Annotated in this window: 22 protein-coding genes; 11 read left to right on the top strand and 11 right to left on the bottom strand. The window is 58.5% G+C overall.

The genetic code is table 11. The features are described from left to right. Positions 1–54 precede the first annotated feature (54 nt). The 3 genes from WC903_03470 (at position 55) to WC903_03460 (ending at position 5,338) form a co-directional block, all read left to right on the top strand. The gene (locus WC903_03470; protein ID MFA5893007.1) at positions 55–795 is read left to right on the top strand and encodes a sugar phosphate nucleotidyltransferase; all 741 of its coding nucleotides are present in this window, start codon (positions 55–57) and stop codon (positions 793–795) included. 64 nt (positions 796–859) lie between these two features. After that, complete coding sequence (locus tag WC903_03465; GenBank protein MFA5893006.1) at positions 860–4,087, top strand: ATP-binding protein; 3,228 nt, start codon at positions 860–862, stop codon at positions 4,085–4,087. Positions 4,088–4,096: 9 nt separating this feature from the next. Next, entirely contained in the window at positions 4,097–5,338 is a 1,242-nt protein-coding gene (locus WC903_03460) for a response regulator (GenBank protein ID MFA5893005.1), read from the top strand. Here the strand turns inward: WC903_03460 and glmM are convergent. Further along, the gene (gene glmM, locus WC903_03455) at positions 5,330–6,667 is read right to left on the bottom strand and encodes a phosphoglucosamine mutase (protein ID MFA5893004.1); all 1,338 of its coding nucleotides are present in this window, start codon (positions 6,665–6,667) and stop codon (positions 5,330–5,332) included. The genes WC903_03460 and glmM overlap by 9 nt on opposite strands. Before the next feature lie 68 nt (positions 6,668–6,735). On the opposite strand from glmM, the gene amrB reads away from it, so the two are divergent. The 5 genes from amrB to argB are packed head-to-tail and all read left to right on the top strand — an operon-like array spanning position 6,736 to position 11,131. Continuing rightward, positions 6,736–7,521: an AmmeMemoRadiSam system protein B gene (gene amrB / locus WC903_03450; protein ID MFA5893003.1), complete on the top strand. Its 786-nt coding sequence runs from the start codon at positions 6,736–6,738 to the stop codon at positions 7,519–7,521. Continuing rightward, on the top strand, positions 7,518–8,030 hold the full coding sequence (amrA, locus tag WC903_03445) for an AmmeMemoRadiSam system protein A (GenBank protein ID MFA5893002.1): 513 nt from the start codon (positions 7,518–7,520) through the stop codon (positions 8,028–8,030). Before amrB ends, amrA begins: the two co-directional genes overlap by 4 nt. 1 nt (position 8,031) lies before the next feature. Further along, positions 8,032–9,078 carry an N-acetyl-gamma-glutamyl-phosphate reductase gene (argC, locus tag WC903_03440; protein ID MFA5893001.1) on the top strand — a complete coding sequence of 349 codons (1,047 nt, stop codon included), beginning with the start codon at positions 8,032–8,034 and terminating at the stop codon, positions 9,076–9,078. A 5-nt stretch (positions 9,079–9,083) separates the two neighbouring features. Further along, positions 9,084–10,244 (top strand): bifunctional glutamate N-acetyltransferase/amino-acid acetyltransferase ArgJ, encoded by a 1,161-nt coding sequence (argJ, locus tag WC903_03435; GenBank protein MFA5893000.1) that lies wholly within the window; start codon positions 9,084–9,086, stop codon positions 10,242–10,244. Positions 10,245–10,246: 2 nt separating this feature from the next. After that, positions 10,247–11,131 (top strand): acetylglutamate kinase, encoded by an 885-nt coding sequence (gene argB / locus WC903_03430; protein ID MFA5892999.1) that lies wholly within the window; start codon positions 10,247–10,249, stop codon positions 11,129–11,131. A 3-nt stretch (positions 11,132–11,134) separates the two neighbouring features. Here the strand turns inward: argB and accB are convergent, their stop codons facing one another. Both accB and efp read right to left on the bottom strand, forming a co-directional pair. Then, positions 11,135–11,587: an acetyl-CoA carboxylase biotin carboxyl carrier protein gene (gene accB, locus WC903_03425; GenBank protein MFA5892998.1), complete on the bottom strand. Its 453-nt coding sequence runs from the start codon at positions 11,585–11,587 to the stop codon at positions 11,135–11,137. Between the two features lie 5 nt (positions 11,588–11,592). Next, on the bottom strand, positions 11,593–12,147 hold the full coding sequence (gene efp, locus WC903_03420) for an elongation factor P (GenBank protein MFA5892997.1): 555 nt from the start codon (positions 12,145–12,147) through the stop codon (positions 11,593–11,595). Positions 12,148–12,204: 57 nt separating this feature from the next. On the opposite strand from efp, the gene plsY reads away from it, so the two are divergent. Next, a complete protein-coding gene (gene plsY / locus WC903_03415) occupies positions 12,205–12,777 on the top strand; it encodes a glycerol-3-phosphate 1-O-acyltransferase PlsY (protein MFA5892996.1) in 573 nt (190 codons plus the stop codon). Continuing rightward, positions 12,774–13,763, top strand: a complete 990-nt coding sequence (locus tag WC903_03410) for an NAD(P)H-dependent glycerol-3-phosphate dehydrogenase (GenBank protein MFA5892995.1) — start codon at positions 12,774–12,776, stop codon at positions 13,761–13,763. The genes plsY and WC903_03410 overlap by 4 nt, the downstream gene beginning before the upstream one ends. Here WC903_03410 and WC903_03405 read toward each other — a convergent pair. From WC903_03405 to pilM, 4 genes are read right to left on the bottom strand one after another with little or no spacing between them, the layout of a single operon-like run. Then, positions 13,753–15,075 carry a secretin N-terminal domain-containing protein gene (locus tag WC903_03405; GenBank protein MFA5892994.1) on the bottom strand — a complete coding sequence of 441 codons (1,323 nt, stop codon included), beginning with the start codon at positions 15,073–15,075 and terminating at the stop codon, positions 13,753–13,755. The genes WC903_03410 and WC903_03405 overlap by 11 nt on opposite strands. Position 15,076: 1 nt before the next feature. Beyond that, positions 15,077–15,583 (bottom strand): hypothetical protein, encoded by a 507-nt coding sequence (locus WC903_03400; GenBank protein MFA5892993.1) that lies wholly within the window; start codon positions 15,581–15,583, stop codon positions 15,077–15,079. Positions 15,584–15,600: 17 nt separating this feature from the next. After that, the gene (locus tag WC903_03395) at positions 15,601–16,113 is read right to left on the bottom strand and encodes a hypothetical protein (GenBank protein MFA5892992.1); all 513 of its coding nucleotides are present in this window, start codon (positions 16,111–16,113) and stop codon (positions 15,601–15,603) included. Continuing rightward, positions 16,113–17,708, bottom strand: coding sequence for a pilus assembly protein PilM (pilM, locus tag WC903_03390; GenBank protein MFA5892991.1), 1,596 nt, complete (start codon positions 17,706–17,708; stop codon positions 16,113–16,115). The genes WC903_03395 and pilM overlap by 1 nt, the downstream gene beginning before the upstream one ends. 76 nt (positions 17,709–17,784) lie before the next feature. Between pilM and WC903_03385 the strand changes: the two genes are divergently transcribed. Next, entirely contained in the window at positions 17,785–18,954 is a 1,170-nt protein-coding gene (locus WC903_03385) for a hypothetical protein (protein MFA5892990.1), read from the top strand. Here WC903_03385 and WC903_03380 read toward each other — a convergent pair. From WC903_03380 to WC903_03365, 4 genes are read right to left on the bottom strand one after another with little or no spacing between them, the layout of a single operon-like run. Further along, entirely contained in the window at positions 18,948–20,141 is a 1,194-nt protein-coding gene (locus tag WC903_03380) for a hypothetical protein (GenBank protein ID MFA5892989.1), read from the bottom strand. The genes WC903_03385 and WC903_03380 overlap by 7 nt on opposite strands. Continuing rightward, positions 20,138–20,623, bottom strand: a complete 486-nt coding sequence (locus WC903_03375; GenBank protein ID MFA5892988.1) for a type II secretion system protein — start codon at positions 20,621–20,623, stop codon at positions 20,138–20,140. Before WC903_03375 ends, WC903_03380 begins: the two co-directional genes overlap by 4 nt. Continuing rightward, positions 20,610–21,017: a hypothetical protein gene (locus WC903_03370; protein MFA5892987.1), complete on the bottom strand. Its 408-nt coding sequence runs from the start codon at positions 21,015–21,017 to the stop codon at positions 20,610–20,612. The genes WC903_03375 and WC903_03370 overlap by 14 nt, the downstream gene beginning before the upstream one ends. After that, the gene (locus WC903_03365) at positions 21,014–21,517 is read right to left on the bottom strand and encodes a GspH/FimT family pseudopilin (GenBank protein MFA5892986.1); all 504 of its coding nucleotides are present in this window, start codon (positions 21,515–21,517) and stop codon (positions 21,014–21,016) included. Before WC903_03365 ends, WC903_03370 begins: the two co-directional genes overlap by 4 nt. Position 21,518 lies beyond the last annotated feature (1 nt).

The following is a 21,518-nucleotide window of genomic DNA, read 5'->3' as shown; positions in this document are numbered from 1 at the left end:
TTCTATTTTCTATTTTGGGTTGACACCCTTTTTTTTGCTGTTAGAATTAGGATTATGAGAAAGTTAGCGGCGGTCATTTTAGCCGCGGGGAAGGGGTCGCGGATGAAATCCGACCTCCCCAAGGTTTTTCACGAAGTTCTGGGGGAACCGATGCTGACCTATGTCCTGGCCAGCGTCAAACAGTTGTCCCCCGATATTACCTGCCTGGTCGTCGGCCACAAGCGCGACCTGATCATGGATTATTATAAGGAGTGGCCGCTCAAGTTCGTCATCCAGGAGGAGCAACTGGGGACCGGGCATGCCGTGATGCAGGCCAAACCTTTTCTGGAGGATTTTTCCGGCGATATCCTGATCCTCAATGGCGACGTCCCGCTGATCTCCGGAAAAACCTTGCAGGAGCTCCTTAACTTCCATCGGGAAAAAGGGGCGGCGGCGACCGACCTGACCGCCCTTTTGCCAGAGGCCGGCAATTACGGACGGATCGTCCGCAATGAGCGGGGTGAGATCGAGAAGATCGTCGAGAAAAAAGACGCCACCCCGGCCGAGCTCCAGATCAAAGAGATCAATACCGGGACCTTCTGCTTCGATAAAGAAGCGCTTTTTCTGGCGCTGGCCGAGGTCCGCGCCGAGAACGCCCAGCAGGAATATTATCTCACCGATTCAATCGAGATCCTCCGGCGCCGGGGCCGCCCGGTCTATGCCTGCCCGGCCGCGGACGCTTCAGAAACGCTCGGCGTTAACACCAAGGAAGAACTGGTCGAGATCGAAAAGATACTCCTCGCTCGCCGCGGCTGATCCGCCGAAGGCGGATAAGTCCAGCGATTGACCGCTTTCCGGCCGGGGCATATAATGATGGCTGATGTCTCTACTATTATTCCTCAATGCTGGCTTGCTGGCGACGGCGGCCTTGGCGCTAAGCCTGGCCTGTTATATTTTTGTCAAAGGCCTGGGGAGCCGCCTCAACCGGCTGTTCAGTTTTATCCTGTTTTTGATCGCTCTCTGGGCCTTAAGCTCCCTGGCTTATAATAACGCCGCGAGCATCGAGTGGCTCCTTTTTTGGCGCCGGGTCACGCCGGCCGGGTTAGCCCTGCTGGCCGCCTATTTCCTTTATTTCTGTCTGATCTTCCCGTTCAAACTGATCAATCTGGGTACCCGGCAGAAGCTCTGGCTCCTTTTCCCCGGGTTCGCCTTTGCCTTTCTCTCGATCGCGACCGGCTGGCTGGTGCGCGGGATTACCGTCCGCGGCGAACTCTACCTGGCCCAGCCGATCTATGCCTGGGGCTATATCTTTTACGCCATCTATCTCGTCCTCTATTTTCTGGCGGCGACCTCCGCCCTGTACTATAAATATGCCAAAAGCACCGCCCGGGTAAAGCTGCAGCTCTTCTACAGTTTGCTCGGCACGGTCATCTCCATCGTTCTCGTTCTAGCGGCCAGCCTGGTCCTGCCGCTCTTCGGCCGGCCGGAAATGTTCTCGCTCGCCCCCCCCTTCACTTTGATCATGGCCTTACTGATCACTTACGCCATAGTCCGGCATAACCTTCTCCGGATCGAAGGGTTGACGACCCTCGGCGTGATCTTCCTGGCGCTGGCGGCGGCCCTGGTCGCGACGATCGGCTCGCTCTGGTCCGGCCAATTTTGGCTCCTGCCCCTGCTTTACGTGGTGATTGCCAACGTTTGTCTGGGCCTTTTCCTGGTCGTATCCGCCCCGCGTAACGAGGTCAACCTTTCTTTTTCCGTCTCCATTTTCTCGGTAGCTTTTTGGGCATTTTCCCTGTACATGCTCAATGCCTCTCCCGATAAACTCCTCTGGGAGAGGATGGCCTTTCTCGGCCCCCTGGTCCTGGCGCCATCGTTCATTTATTTTAGCTGGGTTTTTCCGCGCCGCAATTTCCAGATCAAGCTCTGGCATCTGGGCGGCCTGCTTTTTCCGGCGGTGGTGATGCTCGCCCTGGCGTCGACCGATCTGATCGTGAAAGAAGTCAGCCTTCAGGGAACCACGCTGGTGCCGATCCGCGGTTTCGGCTACACCCTTTTCCTGGTCGTTTTTGTCGCTTACATGGCCTATGCTTTGCAGGAGCTGGTCAGGAAATATCTTCAGGCGGTCGGCGGGCAAAAGGTCCAGCTCGGCTATGTCTTCTTCGGTGTTTTCTTGAGCGTGAGCGCCGTCGCCTTGACCAACCTCCTGCTGCCGTTCTTCGGCAACGTCAGCTTTACCACGCTCGGCCCGTTCTTTACCCTGTTCTATATCGTTTTCGTCAGTTACGCCGTCATCAAACACCGGCTGATGAGCATCGAGGTCGTCATCCAGCGCGGCACCGTCTACGCTTTTGCCACCGTCTTGATCATGGCGCTCTATGCCCTGGCGGTCATGATCTCCGAGGTCTATCTCCGGCAGATCATCGGCTACACTTCCCTGGCCGTGACCGCCCTGGCCGCCCTGGTCATCGCCGTCGCTTACCAGCCGCTGGTCACCCTTTTCCAGCTGCTGGCCGACCGGATATTTTTCCGCGGCCGCTACGACTACCAGAAGATCCTTCGCCAGATCAGCCACGACATCGCTTCGGTCATCAAGCTGGAGGAGCTGTCGCGCCTGATCGTGGTCTCTTTTGTGGAGACGATGCGGGTCGCCGAGATCTCTTTCCTTCTCCCCGATAAAGACCACGAGCATTTCCGCTCCGTCTCCCTTAACCTGCCGCATTACAAGCGAATGGAGATCGACCTGCGCAACCCGATTATCAGCCGCCTGGCGCTGAAGGGCGACATTCTGGTGCGCGACGAGGTCGAGGACGAGATTAGCCGCGAAGACAATTCCGCCTTGGTCCCCGTGCGCGACGCCATGGACCGGCTGGGGATCACGGTCTGGGTGCCGATCATCGCCAAGGACGAGCTGAGCGGCATCATCGCCCTTGGCGACAAGCTGTCGGGCGATCTTTTCACGGCCGAGGACCTGGCGCTCCTGACCACGCTGGCCAACCAGACGGCGGTGGCGCTCGATAACGCCCGGCTCTATAACGAGGTCCTGACGATGAAAAATTACAGTGAAGAGATACTCCAGAGCATGACTAACGGCGTGCTAACCACGGACAACACAGGGCGGGTGGTCACTTACAACCAGATGGCCGAGTCGATCACCGGCCGGAAATGGGACGACGTTATCGGCCGGACCTGCGAGGAGGTTTGGGGGAAAATGGGGGCGATCCCCCGGGCGATCGAGAGCACCTTGCGCGGCGCCCCGCTGATGAACTTTGAGACCGGTTTATCCTCGCCGGTACGCGGGCTGGTCCCGGTCGCTTTCTCCTCGACCCTGCTGCGCGACAGCCAGGGTAAAAAGAACGGCGCTCTGCTTTCGGTCCAGGACCTTTCCGAGATGAAGGAACTGGAGGGGAAGATCCGCCGGGCCGACAAGCTGACCGCCCTGGCGACGATGGCCGCCGGGATGGCCCACGAGATCAAAAACCCGCTCTCGTCGATGAAGGTCTTTGCCCAGCTCCTGCCGCAGAAGATCGACGACCCGGAATATCGCCAGAAGCTGGGAGAGATCATGCCGCGCGAGATCGACCGGATCGACCGGATCGTGGAGAGCCTGCTTAGTTTCGCCCGGGCGACCGAGCCGACCTTTGTCCGGGCCAAGGTCGAGGAGATCCTCGATTACAATTTGAATTATTATACTGACAAGGCGCAGGGGGCCGGGGTCAAGATCAGACGGGAATATACCGAACTGCCGGAGATCGAACTCGACAAGAGTCAGATCTCCCAGCTCTTTTCCAACCTGATCCTGAACGGGATCCAGGCGATGCCCGAGGGCGGGGAATTGACCGTCAAGACGTTCCCCGGGAAGATGGTCGATGATCTCCTGCAGAGCGTTAAGGTCCAGGTCTCCGATACCGGCCACGGCATCCCGGAAGAGATGCAAAAGAAACTTTTTGATCCGTTCTTTACCACCAAGTACGGCGGGACCGGGCTTGGGTTGACCATCTCCCACAGTATCGTCGACGGTCATAAAGGGTTTATTGATGTCGAGAGCCGGGTCGGCCGGGGGACCACTTTCACGGTTACTTTACCCGTCTCCCAGGGCTTGCTATAATGAGGGGACATGAGCCAGGATAAAGCGCTACTGGTTACGGCCGATCATAAGACTGAGGCGCGGGTGAAAGAGAGCCTCCCCGGTTTCACTTGGGTCACGGTCAATGGAGCGGAAGGCGGGGTGGCGGCGGTCGCCGAAAAACCGCAGTTGATCATTATCGACCAGGCCACCGGCGGGGCCGGCAGCTTACAGCTTTTCCGCAACCTCAACGCCGCTTGCCCGCAAGTCCCGATCATTCTCCTCTCCGCCGAGAACGATATCCCGACGGCGGTCCTGGCGACCAAGGCGGGGGCGGCCGATTTCCTGAAAAAACCTTTTACCCCGGAACAACTGCGCGGCGCGGTTGACCGGGCGCTGGCCGCGCTGGCCAGGGGGTATTATCGTTTCAACCCCGAGGGCTGGCTGCGCGGCGAAAGCCAGTCGATCAAACGTCTCCACGAAGCGATCCGGGGGGTCCTCCTCTCCAGCACCAACATTATCCTGCGGGGCGAACCGGGGATCGACCAGCGGGAAGTGGTCGAATTTCTCCACGCTAACGGCTTGCGGCCGCGGCGGCAGCTCCGCCTGATCGACTTGGCCTCATTCCGGCGGGAGGACCAGGAAGCCCATTTCTGGGCGACCGTCCAGGAAGTGCTGGCCGAGACGCCGGGCCAGCCGGAAGAAGAGCGTTGCGGCACCCTCTATTTGGAGAACAGCGCCGCGCTGGAGCCCAATTTCCAGGCGAGCATTTTCGATTACTTTGCCGCCCGCCGCGGCGAAACGCGGCTGGTCATCGGCCGCCTCGGCCCCAGCGCGGTGCCGAAAGATTACGCGGTGATCGACCTCCCGCCGCTGCGCGAACGGCGGGAAGACCTGCCGCAGCTCTGCGGCGAGGTGCTCAAGCGTTACGCCCTGAAACATAATAAGCCGGCCAGCGGCTTCTCCGCCGAACTTTTGGCTTTTTTAGGGCTCTACGACTTTCCCGGCAATTACGCCGAACTGGCCGGCTTGATCGAGCAGGGGGTATTGCGGGCGACCGGCGACATGCTGGAACTTAAGGACCTGGCGGTCGATTATCGGGCCTTGAAAGAGCGGGCGATCAAGCGGGCGGCCTGGTCCGGTGAAGCGAGCCTGGGTGAGACCAAACGCGATTTTGAAGTGGAACTCTATCGTCTCCTGCTGGGGAAGTGCGGCGGTGATATGACTGCGGCCGCCCGTTTTCTCGACCTGCCGCGGACCGTCCTCGGTGAGCGCCTGACCGAGTTAAGCTAAGACCCGGCGGATCAGATCTTCGGCCTCTTCCTTTGTCCCCGCCTCGGCGATAACTCTGACTATCGGTTCAGTATTGGAGGCCCGCACATGGACCCAGCCTTCGGGGCGGATCACTTTGACCCCTTCAGTTAAGACCAGGTCTTCATCCGGGAAAGCGTGTTTGGCTTTTTCGATCAGGTCACTCGCCGCGTCGAGACCTTGGCACTCGAGCTTGGTCTTGATCATGAAGTAGTGGGGTATCTCCTCGGCCAGGGCGGAGACCGGCCGGCCCTTCAAGGCCAGAGCGTTTAGCAGCAGAGCGGCGCCGGTCAAGCTGTCCCGGTTCAAGCCAACCTTTGGATAGATGACCCCGCCATTCCCTTCGCCGCCGATCAAAGCTTTGACTGACTTAAGCTCCTCTACAACATTGACCTCGCCGACTTTAGTCCGGAGGCAGAGCGCCCCGAATTCGCGGCAGACATCTTCGATCATCTTGCTGGTCGAGAGGTTGACTACCACCAGCCGTTTACTAGCGGGGACGAGGCGGCTCCGGCTAAGGATAAATCTGACCGCCAGGGCGAGGGTCGCTTCTTCGCCCAGCGCGTGGCCGGTCTCATCTATCACTGCCAGCCGGTCGGCGTCAGAATCCATAGCGAAACCGATGTCGGCCTGCCGGGAGCGGACCAGCGCGCGCAGTTCCGTCAAGTTCTCCGGCGTCGGCTCCGGGTTATGAGCGAAGGGGAGATTGACGTCGGTGTTGATGGCCGTGACCTGGCAGCCGAGTTTTTCCAGCAGTTCGACCATGGCGACAGCACCGGCGCCGTTGCAGGCGTCGACCGCCACCTTGAATTTCCGGCGGCGGATCAGGGCGGGATTGACGACCTTGAGGACCCGGGCGATATGGGTCGCTATTCCTGTCCGGTCGCTGGCCACGCCGCGGGCCAGGCCGGAACGGAATTGTTTCCCTTCGTAGATCTGGATCAGCTGGCCGGCCTGGGTCTCGTTCAGGAAAACCCCGTCGCCGCGCATGAACTTGAGCCCGTTCCAGGGGAGGGGATTGTGTGAAGCGGTGATGACGATGCCGCCGTCGGCTTTGAGCTTGCGGGCCATGATGCCGACCGTTGGGGTGGGGACGATGCCGAGATCGACCACTTTGCAACCCGTGGAAAGCAGCCCGGAAAAGATTATCCCCTTGATGAATTCCGAAGAAGCGCGCGGGTCGGTCCCCACGACCACTTTTCCGCCGTTGAGATAAGTGCCGAAGGCTTTGGCGAAATCGAGACAAACTTCCGGGGTTAACGACTCGGGGACAAAACCGCGGATACCGGAGATGGAGATCTTGAGTGTCATGACGCTCCGCATTATAAGATTATATTTGCATTTTGGCAAGCAATACACTATATTATTAAGCACAAAAGATGAGCATAGTTTACGGCGCTATTCTGCCCCATCCGCCAATACTTATACCGCAGATCGGCCGGGATCGGATCAAAGTCGCGGACCAGAGCCAGCGAGCCCTGACCGAGATCTCCCGACGGATGGCGGGGATGAGTTTTGACACGATCGTTGTTATCACCCCGCATGGCGAGGTCGGCCAGGCCTCGGTTCCCGTCTATACCAGCCATATTTTCGAGGGATCGTTCGCGCAGTTCGGCCAGAGTAAGCCGCTCTATACTTTCAAGGGCGATCCGGAGCTTGGCCTGGCCATCGTCAAGGATTCACCCCTGGCCAGCGCTTGCCCGGAGACCTTGCTCGACCACGGTGTCCTGGTGCCGCTCTCCTATCCGCAGGCGGCCGGGATCAAGAAACCGATCTTGCCGATCGCCATCGCTTTTCTCCCGCTGAGCAAGCTTTTTGCCTTTGGCCAGTCGCTGGCCAGGACGGCCGACCGGCTGGGGAGAAAGGTTTTGTTGATCGCTTCGGCCGATATGTCGCATCGCCTTACCCCTGACGCGCCGTCGGGCTATTCGCCCCGAGGGAAAGAATTCGACGAGAAGCTGGTCGAACTGGTCAGGAATTACGACGTGCCGGGGATATTGAAATTCGATCCGGACCTGGCGGAAGAGGCTGGGCAGGATGCCCTCTGGTCGATCGCCATTTTGCTCGGCGCGCTCGACGGGCAGAAAGTTAAGCCAGAGGTCCTCTCCTACGAAGGGCCTTTTGGGGTAGGCTATATGATCGCCGGGCTGGAAGTCGGATCATGAGCGAACACCCGCTGGTCAAGCTGGCCCGGCAGACGATCGAGACTTACGTTAAAAGCGAGCAGATCGTCACTGAACCGAGAGAATTGACGCCGGAGATGAAAGCGCAGGCCGGCGTGTTTGTCAGCCTCCATAAACGGGGTGAACTGCGCGGCTGTATCGGCACCTTTGCCGCGACGACCGCGAACGTTGCCCAGGAAGTGATCCGGAACGCGATCGAGTCGTCGACCCGTGATCCCCGTTTCCCGCCGGTGACCGAAGCGGAGTTGCCGGAACTGGAGATAAAAGTTGATGTCTTAAGTCTGCCGGAGCCGGTTGCCTCGGCCGCCGAGCTCGACGCGAAAAAGTACGGGGTGATCGTTAAGGCCGGCCACCGCCGGGGGTTATTGCTGCCCGACCTGGAAGGGGTTGAGACGCCGGAGGAACAGATCGCGATCTGCCGCCGCAAAGGCGGTATTGGCGAGAACGAACCGGTCGAGTTGTTCAAGTTTCAAGTCAGGAGGTATCATTAAAATGATCAAAACGGGAATAGTTGGTGCTGGAGGATATGCTGGCGTTAACCTTCTGTCAATTCTATTACGGCACCCGCAGGCGGAAGTCAGCTGGTTGGTATCTGAAGAAGCGCATAAAGGGAAGAAGATCTCCGAGCTTTTCCCGCATTTAAATAATATCTGTGACCTGGCTTGCGGCACGCTTGATGACCTGGAAGCGCTGGCTAAGAAAGTCGACGTCGTTTTTCTCGCCCTGCCGCACGGCATCGCCCTGAATTATGTTCCCAAGATACTGAAAGCGGGGGTGAAGGTCGTCGACCTTGGCGCCGACTACCGGTTCGATGATGAAGCCACTTTCAAAAAATGGTACGGGATCGACCACGCGGACAAAGGGGCTTTTAAAGAAGCGATCTTTGGTTCGCCGGAACTGTTTGGGGAAAAGATCAAGCCAGCCCGGCTGGTCGGCAACCCCGGCTGTTATCCGACCGCTTCGATCCTGGGGACCGCGCCGCTGATCGTGAGTAAATTGATCGACACCAGCACGATCATGATCGACGCCAAGTCGGGCGTTTCCGGGGCCGGCCGCTCGGCTAAAGTGTTGACCCTGTATTGCGAGCGGAATGACGGCGTGATGGCTTACGCGGTCACCAACCACCGGCATATGGGCGAGGTTGACCATATCTTGAGCAAAGTTGGCGGGGAGAAGATCGGGGTTACTTTCGTGCCGCATCTTGTTCCGCAGGACCGAGGGATTTTGACGACGATCTACGCTAAGTTATCAACTAACAACTTACGACTAACAACTAACAACCTAATGAAGATTTATTCGGAATTTTATAAGGGCAAGCCGTTCGTTCGCGTTTATCCGACGCCATGCACCAAGAACGTCCGGGGGACGAACTATTGCGATATCGGGGTCGAAGTCAACGAAGAGAAGGGGACAGTGATCGTTATGTCGGCGATCGATAACCTGATCAAGGGGGCGGCCGGACAGGCGGTCCAGAATATGAATATAATGTGGGGCCTGGGCGAGAAGACCGGGCTCGAAGCGATCGCTTTGTTTCCGTAAACCATATGAAGACCATAAAAGGTGGAATAACTGCGCCGCAAGGCTTTAAGGCCGCGGGCTTAGCGGCGGGGATCAAGCAGTCGGGTAAGATCGACCTGGCGCTGATCGTTTCCGATGTGCCGGCGACCGCGGCGGCAGTCTTTACGAAGAACCAGTTCAAAGCAGCCCCGATCCTCGTTTCGCAGCAGCAGATCAAGTCCGGCCTTTGCCAGGCGATCATTGCCAATGCCGGGAATGCCAATTGCGGGACAGGGAAGAAGGGGCTGAAGGACGCCTGGCAGATGGTCAAAGAGACGGCCAGGGCGCTAAAAATCAACCCCCGGCATGTCCTGGTCACCTCGACCGGCTCGATCCATAAGTTCCTGCCGATTTCAAAGATCGTCACGGCTATTCCTAAACTGGCTAAACAGCTCTCTAAACAGGGCGGGGAAGCGGCCGCCCGGGCGATCCTGACGACCGATACCCGCAAAAAGGAGATCGCCGTCAAAGTCGCCATGCCTAACGGCAGGCAGGGCGGTTATACCATCGCCGGTATTGCCAAAGGTTCCGGTATGATCCACCCCAACCTGGCGACGATGCACGCTTTCATCACGACCGACGCGGCCATCGATCGCCGCACCTTGCAAAAGCTGCTCAAGCAGGCGGTCGACGCCTCTTTTAATCTGTTGACTGTTGATCAATGCATGTCTACCAACGACTGCGTTTTTGTGTTAGCCAACGGGGAGTCAAAATCCGAAATCCTAAATCCGAAATCCGAACAAGGTTTTTATAAAGCGTTGGAGTATGTTTGTAAATATTTGGCACAGGAGATAGCGCGGGACGGGGAAGGGGCGACGCAGATGATCCGGGTCAAAGTGACCGGAGCGCGGAACGAGGCGGAAGCGCGCCAGGCCGCGCGGGCGATCGCCGGCTCCGACCTGTTAAAATGCGCCGTTTACGGCCGGGACCACAATCCGGGCCGGATCCTGGCCGCGGCCGGCTCGACCGGAGCCAAACTTAACCAGGATAAGATGACCGCTGACATGAAATTCCCGCCCAAGGGGAAACAGTCAGGGAAAGAGACCCTGGTGACCTGCTATCTTGGAGTGGGCAAGGGGTCGGCTGAAGCGTGGGGTTGCGACCTGACCGAAGGATATATTAGAATAAACGCGGAGTACCATACCTAACTATGCAAAAATCAAAACTCTTTAAACATTTAATTAGACGGGCGAACGCGGTCCTGGAAGCCTTGCCGTACCTGACCAAGTTCAACGGCAAGACGATCGTCATCAAATATGGCGGCGCCGCCATGCAGAATGATGAATTGAAACAGATGGTCATCCAGGATGTCGTCTTGCTGAAGATGGTCGGGATGCACCCGGTCCTCGTCCACGGCGGCGGCCCGGAGATCAATAAATTTCTGCGTAAGCGGGGGCTCGAGCCGAAATTCGTTGGCGGCTACCGGGTGACCGATAAAGAGACGATGAAGGTCGTCCAGAAGGTCCTGGGGGAGAAGATCAACGCCGAGGTCGTCCGGTTGATCAAGAAGGCGGGGGGGAAGGCGAAAGGTTTCTACGGCAAAAAAGGGCGGGTCATCAAAGCCTTCAAGTACTGGAAGCGGGATGAGGCGGGGAACCGGATCGATCTCGGGTTCACCGGCCAGGTCGGCGGCATCCGCTACCGTTTCCTCCAGAAATGGATCAAGCTCGGCTATATCCCGGTGCTGACCTCGATCGGCGTCGGCAAACGGGGCGGTGTCTATAACATTAACGCCGACAAGGCGGCGGCGGCGATCGCCGCTTACCTCAAGGCGGAGAAATTGATCATGCTGACCGACGTGGTGGGGGTGCTGGACGCCAACGGCCGGCTGGTCTCGGAAATGAATAATTACAAGGCGCAGAAGATGATCAAGGCCGGGTCGCTCTCCGGCGGGATGATCCCCAAAATCAAATCGACCCTCTACGCGCTGAACAAAGGGGTCAAAACGGCCCATATTCTCGATGGCCGCCTGCCGCACGCCCTGCTCCTCGAGCTCTTTACCGATCACGGTATCGGGACGATGGTGAGGAAATAGCTTCTAGGGTTTCTTGACGAGGAAAAGCTTCTGCCCGTATTCGACCGGCTTGCCGTTGTCCACCAGTACCTTGACGATCTTGCCGCGCACTTCCGATTCGATCTCGTTGAACAGTTTCATCGCTTCCACTATGCAGACGACCTTCCCCGGCTCGACGCTGTCTCCCGCTTCGACAAAGGCCGGGGATTCCGGTGAGGGGGAGCGGTAGAAAGTGCCGACCATCGGCGAAGTGATGGCGACTAGGCCATCTTCCTCTGATTTTTCCTTGGCCTTGGGTTCTTGGGAAATGGGGGTGCCAGGGGCTGAGGACTGGGGACCAGGGAGAGGGGCGCTAACGGTGTGGCCGCCTTTTTCCCGCCTAACCTCATACTTGACCCCTTTTTCCTCGACCGCGACGCCGGAAATGTCCTCATCCTTAACGAGCTGGATCAGTTTTTTCAAGACTTCAAAATCCATTTAAATCACGCCCTTCCGAGGTACTTGCCCTCGCGAGTGTCCACCTTGATCACATCGCCGACGTTCAGGAAAAAAGGGACCTGGATGACCGCGCCGGTCTCGACGGTCGCCGGTTTGCCGCCGGAGACGGTGTCTCCCTTGAAACCGGGGGAAGTCTCGGTGACCTTGAGCTCGACCGAACCGGGGAGCTCAACATCAAGGATCTCTTCACCATAGAGGGAAATGTTGCAGACGAACCCTTCTTTGAGGTATTTGGCGGTCTCTGCCATCTTCTTGGCCGGGATGGCGATTTGCTCGAAGGTCGCTTGGTCCATAAAGTGGTAGCCTTCGCTGTCGGAGTAGAGGAACTGCATTGGGGTAAAGTCGATCCGGGCAGTCTCGATCTTTTCTCCCGGCTTGAATGTTTTTTCCGCGATCGCGCCGGTCCGCAAGTTCTTGAACTTGATCTTGATCCAGCTCTGCTGGGCCGCCCGCTGGTGACGGTATTCCAGGCAACGAAAGATGCTACTGTCCATCTCTACGGTCGTCCCCGGTTTGACGTCGTTTATCGTAATAGCCATAACAGCGAGAATTTTAGCAAACTTGACCCTAATTGGCAAGTGAAGTAGAATAATTACATGCTCATTTTCTGGGCGGTTGCCGCCTATCTGCTCGGTTCGGTCCCGTTCGGGGTGCTGGTCGCCCGGGCCTGGAACGTTGATATCCGCCGCCGAGGTTCCGGCAATATCGGCGCCACCAATGTCTTCCGCACGCTCGGTCCGCTTCCCGGGGCCCTGGTCTTTCTCCTCGATTTTCTGAAAGGGGTGCTGGCGGTCTATATCGGTTACTGGGTCGGCGGTGACCCCATGGTCGTCCTGCTCATGTCGGCGGCGGTCATCCTGGGCCACATGTTCCCCGTTTTCCTCCGCTTCCGGGGAGGGAAGGGGGCGGCGACCGGTCTGGGGGTGCTGTTCGGCCTGGCGCCCGACATCTTTTTTATCGGGTTCCTCTTGGCCGGAGTAATTATTTACACGACCCGTTATGTCTCGGTGGCGACGCTGGCCACTTCCCTGGCCATCACTCTAATGATGTTCTCTTTCCACCGGCCACTCCCGTATTGCCTGTTGACGCTGGTGGTGACCATATTTATCTGGTGGCGGCATCTCCCCAATATCAAACGACTGCGCCAAGGGACGGAACTTAAAGTATGAGCCGGGTCGCGGTCATCGGCGCTGGCGCCTGGGGGACGACGCTCGCGATCCTCCTGGCGGAGAACAAACACGCTGTTACCCTCTGGGCCTACGAGCGCGACCTTGTCCCGGAAATGGCGCAGCGGCGTGAGAACGTCCGTTTCCTCCCCGGCTTTCCACTGTCGCCGAATATCACTATTACCGCCGAAGCGAAAGATGCCGCCGCCGCCGCCGAGTGCCTCCTTTTTGTCGTCCCGACCCAGTTCCTTCGGGCGACAGCGTGCCGCTTTACCGCCACGGTCCGCCCCGAGGCCTTGATCATTTCCGCCGGCAAGGGGATCGAAGATAAGACTTTGCAGCTGCCGCTCCAGATCCTGGCGGAAACTTTGCCAGGGAGGGAGGCGTGTTGTTTATCGGGCCCGAACCTCTCGGCCGAGATCGCCCGCGGCCTACCGGCAGCGGCGGTCGTGGCAGCCAGGGACGAAGTGGCGGCTAAAAAAGCCCAGGGACTACTGCTCATGGATCGTTTCCGCGTTTATACCAATGACGACCCGACCGGGGTCCAGCTGGGTGGCGCGCTCAAAAATGTGATCGCCATTGCGGCGGGGGTGGCCGATGGTTTAGGGTTGGGGGACAATGCCAAGGCTGCCCTGATGGTCAGGGGGAGCGCCGAGATCACCCGCCTGGGGGCCGCCCTGGGGGCAAAAAAAGAGACCTTTGCCGGCTTATCCGGAGTGGGCGACCTGATCGTGACCTGCTCCAGCCGCCTGTCGCGCAATCATCAGGTTGGAGAACAACTGGCCAAAGGGATAAAGCTTAAGGCGATCCAGGCCGGGATGAAAGAAGTGGCCGAAGGGGTGCCGACCGCCCTGGCGGCCAGGGCGCTGGGAGAGAAACATCAAATCGACCTGCCGATCACGACCGAGGTTTGCCGGCTCCTTTATGAAGATAAAGAGCCGCTTCGCGCCATGAACGATCTGTTGACCCGCCTCGCCACTAGTGAATAATCAGCGCTTTTGAGTCTTCCGACCGCTTGGTCATCTCTTCGATCGGTTTGTTCAAGATATCCAGGTATTCCGGAGTGATGATGTGCGGCGTGACAAAGACCAGCAGCTCGTTCTTTTCCCGTTTGGTCACCGACTTGCGGAAAAGCTGGCCGATCAGCGGGATGTCCATCAAAAGAGGAACGCCGTAGTCGGTGGTGCTGTCTTTTTCCTTGATCAGTCCGCCGACGACGAAAGTCTGGCCATCCTTGACCATGACCTCGTTGAGGGTTTCGGTCGTATCCTCCTGCGGCAAGCCGCCGACAATGGTCCCTTCACTGACCTTTGGCGCGACCCTCATTCTGATAAAACCGTTCTTGGTTACGGTCGGCGTCAGCAGAAGATGGGTGCCGACCGAGAGGAAATTGACCACCTGGGTGGTAGAGGTCTGGCCGACCACGTCGGTTTTGTAGGGGAGTTTCTGGCCGATCAGGATGCTCGCTTCCTTGTTGTTGAGGGTGGTCAGGCGGGGTGAAGCGACGACATCGATCTTCTGGTTAGTGGCCAGGGCGGAGAGATAAGCCTCGAAGCTGGCGGCCGAGAAGATCGAGAGGACGTGGGCAAAGAGCCCCTGGGCAGTGTTGTTGGCCGTCCCATCAGCGTTGATCATCTTGCCGGCCTGGCCCACGGTCTGGGCGTAGTTGTTGGGGTTGGAGGCCCGGGTGTATTTGGCGTCGACGCCGACATTACCGTCCAGGCCGCTGGTGATCTGGATCATCTTGACCTCGACCATCACCTGGACCGGCGGGACGTCCAATTCCTGGATCAGCTTTTCCACCCGCGGCAGGTAATCGGAGCTGGTCTGGATGACCAAAACGTTGTAGCTGTCGTCGGCGGTGACGACGCTCTCCGCCGGCAGGACGGCGGTCAGGGTCGCTTTCAGGTCGGAAGGTTTGGCGTTGCCCAGGTAAAAGGTGCGCATGATCTTCTTGGTCGAAATGAAGATCGTCCCGTGGTCCTCGAACCAATCGAGCCCCTTGGTCCGCAAGACCGCCTCCAGGCCGTCCTTCGGGTCGATGCCGGAGAAAGTCACGGTCACTTTCCCCTTGACGTCGTCCCCGGCGACGATGTTGACGCCGGTCGCCTTGGCAAAGATCTGCAGCACCGACTTGACGTCGGCGTCCTTGAGGTTAAGGAAGACCTTCCCCTTGGCCAGACTGATATTGGTCATCTCCTTTTGAGCCGCCAGGGCCGGGACGGCCAAACAGAGGACCAGCAATAAGACCAGACCCAGCCTTAGCCCTTCATTTGATGCTCGACGTTTGATATTTGACATTCTATTTTCCCTCCACGCGCAATATTTTCGTCTGGGTCCCCCGGGTCAAGACCACCTGCTCTTTACTGATACTAGAAACGCGCCAGCCCAGGATCTTGCTCCCCATTGTTAGCGCCTGGCCGGAAATAAAAGCGACCTGCATGCCGGAATCTACCCAGATCCCTTCGAGCTTCGGCTCGACCGGTTTGGCCGCTGGCGCCGCCGGAGCGCCGGGGGTCTCAGCTTCGGGTGGCGGTGGTAATTCTTCCCGCCGTTTGATCTCGATCCGGAGGGCGAACGGGTCGATCGCCTTGACCTCGAGCGTGGGGAGATAGAGGAGGTCGATATCGTTTTTTTCTGCCGCTTGGATTTCCTGGGTGGGGACCGCGGCCGGGGCCGGCGCCACCAGGGCCGGTTTAGGGCTGGGGACCGTCCCCGGCAGATAGGAGGCGAGCAGGGGCCAATAAGTAAAGGCGGCATAGGCCAGCGAGACCGCCAGGATCACACCGATCATTATTTGTCTTGCCATAACTTAGCTCTCTCCGTTCAATAATAGGCCGTCAGGTTCATTTTAACGTCCAGGTCGGGCGACGCGCCGCCGGTCGACGTGATGTCGAGCGTGTCGATCAGGATCAGGGCGCGCAACTGGTAAAGGACATAGAGAAAATTGTAGAAGTTCTTGTATTTCCCGGAACAGGAGAGGGTGAATTGCAGGCCCTCGCCGCTCTCTTCCAGCCGCGGCTTGACGAAATTGATGTTGAGGCCGGAGTGGGCGGTCGCCTGGGAGAGCATCTTGAGCACTTCCAGCGCCCGGTCTTCGCGGGTCAGCTCGGTCTTTTGCGGCATTATGCCGATCGACTTCTCCACGGCATCGAGGATCTTGATCTTCCCTTCGGCGATCTTGAGGTCCAGGCGCTGGCTGCGCGCTTTTTCCTTGAGCATGGTGATCTCGTCCCATTTCGGGGTCAGCAGAAACTGGTAGAAAACGTAAAAGACGACGAAACCGATCGTCATGATCAGTAAATTGCGTTCTCTTTCCGATAGTTTGAGCGCCGCCATTATTTCTCCCTGACCTTCCCGCTGATCTCAAAATTGAACGCCTCGGTCCCGTAATCGCTGTTCTTGGCCGCCTGGACCAGTCCGACCCCCTCGAACAGGGGGGAGGTCGAGAGCCGCAGGACGAAACGGGAGAGGAGGTTCTCGGCCGTGTCGGTCTGCCGGAAGACGATCCCCCAGAAATGGATGTCGTTGCCGTTGAGGTTGAACGAGTTCAGCGCGGCGCTCTGCGGGATCAAACGGCTGACCTCTTCGAAGGTGCGGAAAACCTTGGTCCGCTTGTTCTCAAAGGTGCGCATGGTCAATTTTCTTTGCTCCTGTTCCTTGGACGATTTTTCGATGGCATCGAGCCGGGCGATGCGCGGCCGGTATTCTTCCATTTTTTTCTGGATGGCAGCCAGCTCGTGGATCAGAGTAAAGGCCTGCAGCCAGAAAAAGACGTAGACCAGAGCGAGCGCGCCGACAAAAGCGGCGACCAGGTATTGCGGCTTGAGGAACTTCAGGGCGGTCAATTTCCAGCGGTATTTGACCTCTGGCGGGAGCAGGTTGAGCCGGCGGCCGCCGGAGAGAGCGGCCCCGAGAGCGGCGGTCAGCCGCGGATTAAGCTTGGGGAGAGGTTCCGGGGCGGTGATCGGGATGCCGAGCGCTTCGCTTAAGAATTCCTTGAGGTGGGGGGTGAGCGAACTGCCGCCGGTCAGGAGTATCCTGTTAACCGACCCTTCACCGGTCTGCCCCTTGTAGTACTCAAAGGTCCGGGCGAGCTCGCTCTGGATCTTTTCCAGGGCGGGGCGGACCATCGCCTGGAGCTGGGTCAGCGGGATAGCGCCGAGCTTGGGGAATTCATCAAGGTTGACCGGCACGCCGTGCTCAACCTTGATCCGCTCGGCTTCCTCGGTCGTCAGCTCGACCCGCCCTTCGGGCGAAACCAGGACCCCCGACATGGCGTGGGTGAGGTTCTCCCCGCCGATGTTAAGCTCGCGGTTGAACTCGAATTCCCCCTGGCGGAAGATGCTGATGTTCGTCGTCCTCTTACCCATGTAGATGATCGAGGTGATCTTGTCCGCGCTCTTGACCAGTTCCGGGCGGAAAAGTTCCTGGATGGCGTCAGGGAGGACGGTCATCCCGAGCAGTTTGACCCCGGCTTTGGCCAGGATATAGACGGCTTCCAGGTAATATTTACGGTGGATGCAGGCGGTCAGGTAATCGACTTTCTCGGTGAAAGCAGGCCCCTTGGTGATCGGGTAGAAGTCAAAGATCGCCTCTTCGATCGGAAAGGGGAGCTCTTCGGCCAGTTTCCACTTGATCGCTTCGGCCGCTTCGGTCCGGGGGAGTCCCGGCAGGGAGAACAATTTGACGAAAGTGTCGCTGCCGCCGGCGACGACGATCGCCTCGCGCGAGCGGAGCTGGTTGGATATTAGGATTTTTTTCAGGGCGTCGGCTTTGGCGTCTTCGAGCTGGGGGTGTTTGTCCAGCAACTGGTAGGGGAGCTCGGTCATCCCCCAATTTTTCAGGGTGAAACCGGAATCCCGCCGGTCGATCTCGACCACCTTAACGGAGGTCACTCTCAAGTCGATCCCCAGGAGCGAGCGTGAACCCATAATTGACGTCATTATAGCCGATAGAGACGGTTTGTCAAACGGCTCTGTGCTATAATATCCGGCGAAAAGGGGTGTGATGATCAAAGCGCGGGACCTGGTTCCCTTTTTAATATTTCTGCTCATCTTCCCGCTGGCGCCTCTCTTGAGCGGTTGCGGCGAAATGCTCAAACCGGAGAACCGGGGTTCCTTAGCGGCTGGGGCGGTGGTGGCGGGGTTGTTCGCTTACGCGATCAAGGAATCACCGCCGGCCACGCTGGTTACTATCGCCTCGACTAGCACGACAACGACGGGCACGGTTACGACCACTTCAGGCGGGACAACTACCACGGTGAGCGGCGGCGGGGCCGGGGACGGGAGTGGCGGCATTGGCGGGGTGGGTGCGGTTTGGACCAAGGTGGCCTCGGGGGAATTCAGCGGACGCGAAGGCCACGGCTTGGTCGCTTATGGCAGCCAACTCTTTTTGCTCGCCGGCTATGACGGCCACAATTATCTTAACGATGTCTGGCAGTCGGCCGACGGAGCGACCTGGACGCAGGCGACGGCCGAGGCCGGTTTCTCCAAAAGATACGGCGCGGCTTGCGCGGCTTTTGACGACGGCCTCGGGCAAAAACTCTGGCTGATCGGCGGGGTGGCCGGCGCGAAATACAACAATGAGATCTGGAAATCGTCTGACGGCGCGGCCTGGACCCTGGCTGGTTATGCTCCCTTCAGCTCCCGCGAGGCCGCGGTCATATTGAACTACAACAGTAAGCTCTGGATCATCGGCGGCTTGGCCACCGGCGGCGGTTATAAAAATGACGTTTGGTCTTCGGCCGACGGCGTAACCTGGACACAGGCGACGGCCGCGGCAAGTTTTTCCCCTAGATATCGCCATGCGGGAGCCGTTTTCTATAACCAAATGTGGATCACGGGCGGGTATGATGGCGCCAACACGCTTAATGATTCCTGGTCTTCAACGGACGGGATCAATTGGACGAAGGCCGCTGGCAGCATGTTCTCCACCCGGGAAGGGCATTGCGCGGTAGTCTATAGCGGTCGGATCTGGGTCATTGGCGGCCAGAACCGCGCCACGGTCTATAACAGCGTCTGGTCTTCTGTCGACGGGAGTGACTGGACTTTGGTCGCCGGCAACGCTACGTTCAGCCCGCGCTATCGCCACGCCAGCGAACTCTTTAACAATAAGATCTGGCTGACCGGCGGCACCAATTCAACTTCCTACCGGGACGACGCCTGGGCGGTTCAGTAAACCTCGCCCCAGCCGGTGACATCAAAAGACCCTTCCGTACCGATCGAGCCAGCGGATATCCCCGGAACGGCATCAAAATTAATAACATTGGGATTGACGGACAGTTCCGCGTCGTTGCCGATCGTTACCGAATGGGCGACGACCAGACCGGTGAAGTCAAAATTGTTGCCGACCACGAGAGCCTGGCCGGCGAAGATAAGCCCGTTGGAAGCGAAAGTGTTACCGGCTACAAAATTTCCCGGAGTAATAAAAGAAGTGCCGGCGCCGGAGGTGACGTCGGCGATGTCGCCGCTGTTGCCGATAGTTATGCTCTTGTCCGAATACCAGAGGCCGCTCTCACCGATGTTGCTGTTGTTGCCGACGATTATCTCGCGGCTGGCGATCGCCGTGAAATAGTCGCCGATCGTTTTGTTGTTGCCGCAAATGATCGTGCCGGTGGCCACAATGGTTGTGATCCCGGTCAGCGTCAGAGTATCCAGAGTTACATTGCCCTTGACATAATAGGCGTCGGGAGACAGCGGACCGCTGAACGTCCGGTTGCCGGTATAGGTTGGGGTGGTATTGGCGATGTTGATCTGGGCGTTGTAGTAGCTGGTTTCCAGCGACGGCGGGGTGGTGGGTGGAGCGGCGTAGGTTTCTTCCTCGCCGAGAACGCTGCCGCCAATGATCGTGCCGGTGGCGGTAGCGTCGCCCGTTATCGTGGTGCCGCCGCCCATGATGAGATTGCCGTAGACAAAGACATTGCCGTTAACTTCGCTATTATTGCCGATAACGGCGCCGCTGCCCCCCCCCATGTAGATCGCGTACGAGTCCGCGATCGAGCCCAAGCCGCCGCCGGTTTTCTTGAACTTAGCCTGGACCGTGCGGCTGACGCCCGCTACTGTCCCGGTCACCTCAACGGTACATTCTTGGGTCCCTCTGTTCACGTAGTTGACGGAAAATGTGCCAGGCCCGAGATTGACCGGGCCAAAATCAACATTGTTCGACCAGTCGGTATCGGCGGCCAGCGAGGTGACGATGGTAAAACGCATTCCTCCCTCGGCCACGTTGAGCGCTTGGATCCCGTGCAGGTTTTTGGCCGCCGAAACGCTCTCCCCGGAAAAGATCGAGGCAGCGATCATCCCGAGGAGGGCGACGATCACCAGGACGAAGACAGCCGCGACGATAACCTGGCCTTTCTTGGTCATAAGTTCCTTATCCTGGCGGCGGATTCCAGCGTGGCGACCCGGGGGCCGCTCCCCAGGGAGAGCCAGACCCGGATGCTTCGGACATTTTCCTTGACCGCGGCGACCTCGCCGGTCGACCCGAGATAAGTGAAGCGGAGCCCTTCGGGGCTGATCAGGCCGGTCACCAGGGTGTCGCTATTCCTTAAAAGGTTTGTCCCGCTCGCTTCAAAAGTTATCGCCGCGCTGTCCAGGTCGAGGAACCGGATCCGCGAGGGCTCCATCGTTTGGATGTCCTCCGGTTTCTTGATCCGGCGGAGCTCCCGGGTGATCCGGTCCATCGCCCGCCGGGCGTTGCCGACCGCCGCTTCCCGGCCGCTGACCGTGACCCAGCCTTGCAGCGCTTCGACGATAAAAGCCGACATCCCGAAGGCGAGGATGCCGAGCAGGGTGAAGATCATCACCGCTTCGATCAAAGTGAAACCAGATCTATTATTGAATTTCATAAGAGATGGCCAAACTGACCACTTCGACGGTCGAGGCGGCGTCCGGCTGCCCGCCCCAGACCCGGACCTTGACGTTCTTGAACGGGGTGTTGTAGCCAACGGCAGTGTTCAGGTCGCCGGTCGCCACCTGGGTGACGATGATCCGGTACTGGTAGTTGGAGAAAGAACCGCTAAAAGCGCCCGAAGTTTCACCGGTCACCGTCTGGGCAAAAGAGCGGGCCAGGTATTCTTCCATTTTTTCCTGGGCGAGATAGACCTTCTTGTTGAGGGTCTCGACCCGGGCGGTGCGGGGGGCGAGGGTGATGAAAATGGCGATCAATAAATAGAAGGCGACGGCAATGACCGTCAGGCCAATGACCGTTTCGATCAGGGTCAATCCTTTTCTATTCGTCATTGAGAATAGATCCTCCCGGTGTTGGGGGTGATCCGCACCGTCCGGCCGCTGGTCCCCCGGGTCAGGGTGACAATCCCTTCACTCGAGATCCCGGTAGGATTATTTTTATCCGCGTACGGCGTGCCGAGCGGGCTGAATTCAACTTTACGGCCCCCTTCAATCGTTGCATTGAGAGTGACATTGAAAAGCGTATTGATATAGACGATAAAGCTGTGGCCGTTCTGGTTAGGATCGTTGACGACCGTGTCGACGGTGCCGGTCGTCGTGTAGAGGGTGTAGCGATTGGTCGGATTGACCTCAAAACTGATCCCGTACCACTGCCCCTCACCGGCGGCCATCGACTGGGCGTAGCGGAGGTCGGCGGCCAGTTTATCGCCGGCGCTCCCCAGTTGAATGTTGCTGATCGAGCCGGAGATGACGATGACGGTAATGACCGAAAGGATGCCGACCACGGCGATCATGATAACGGCTTCGATGATGGTAAACCCGCGCGCGCTCATT

Source organism: Candidatus Margulisiibacteriota bacterium, assembly GCA_041658645.1.
Lineage (GTDB): Bacteria > Margulisbacteria > WOR-1 > O2-12-FULL-45-9 > XYB2-FULL-48-7 > JBAZZV01.
Note: the sequence above shows the minus strand (reverse complement) of the source record. Positions and strands in the feature narration are given on the sequence as shown.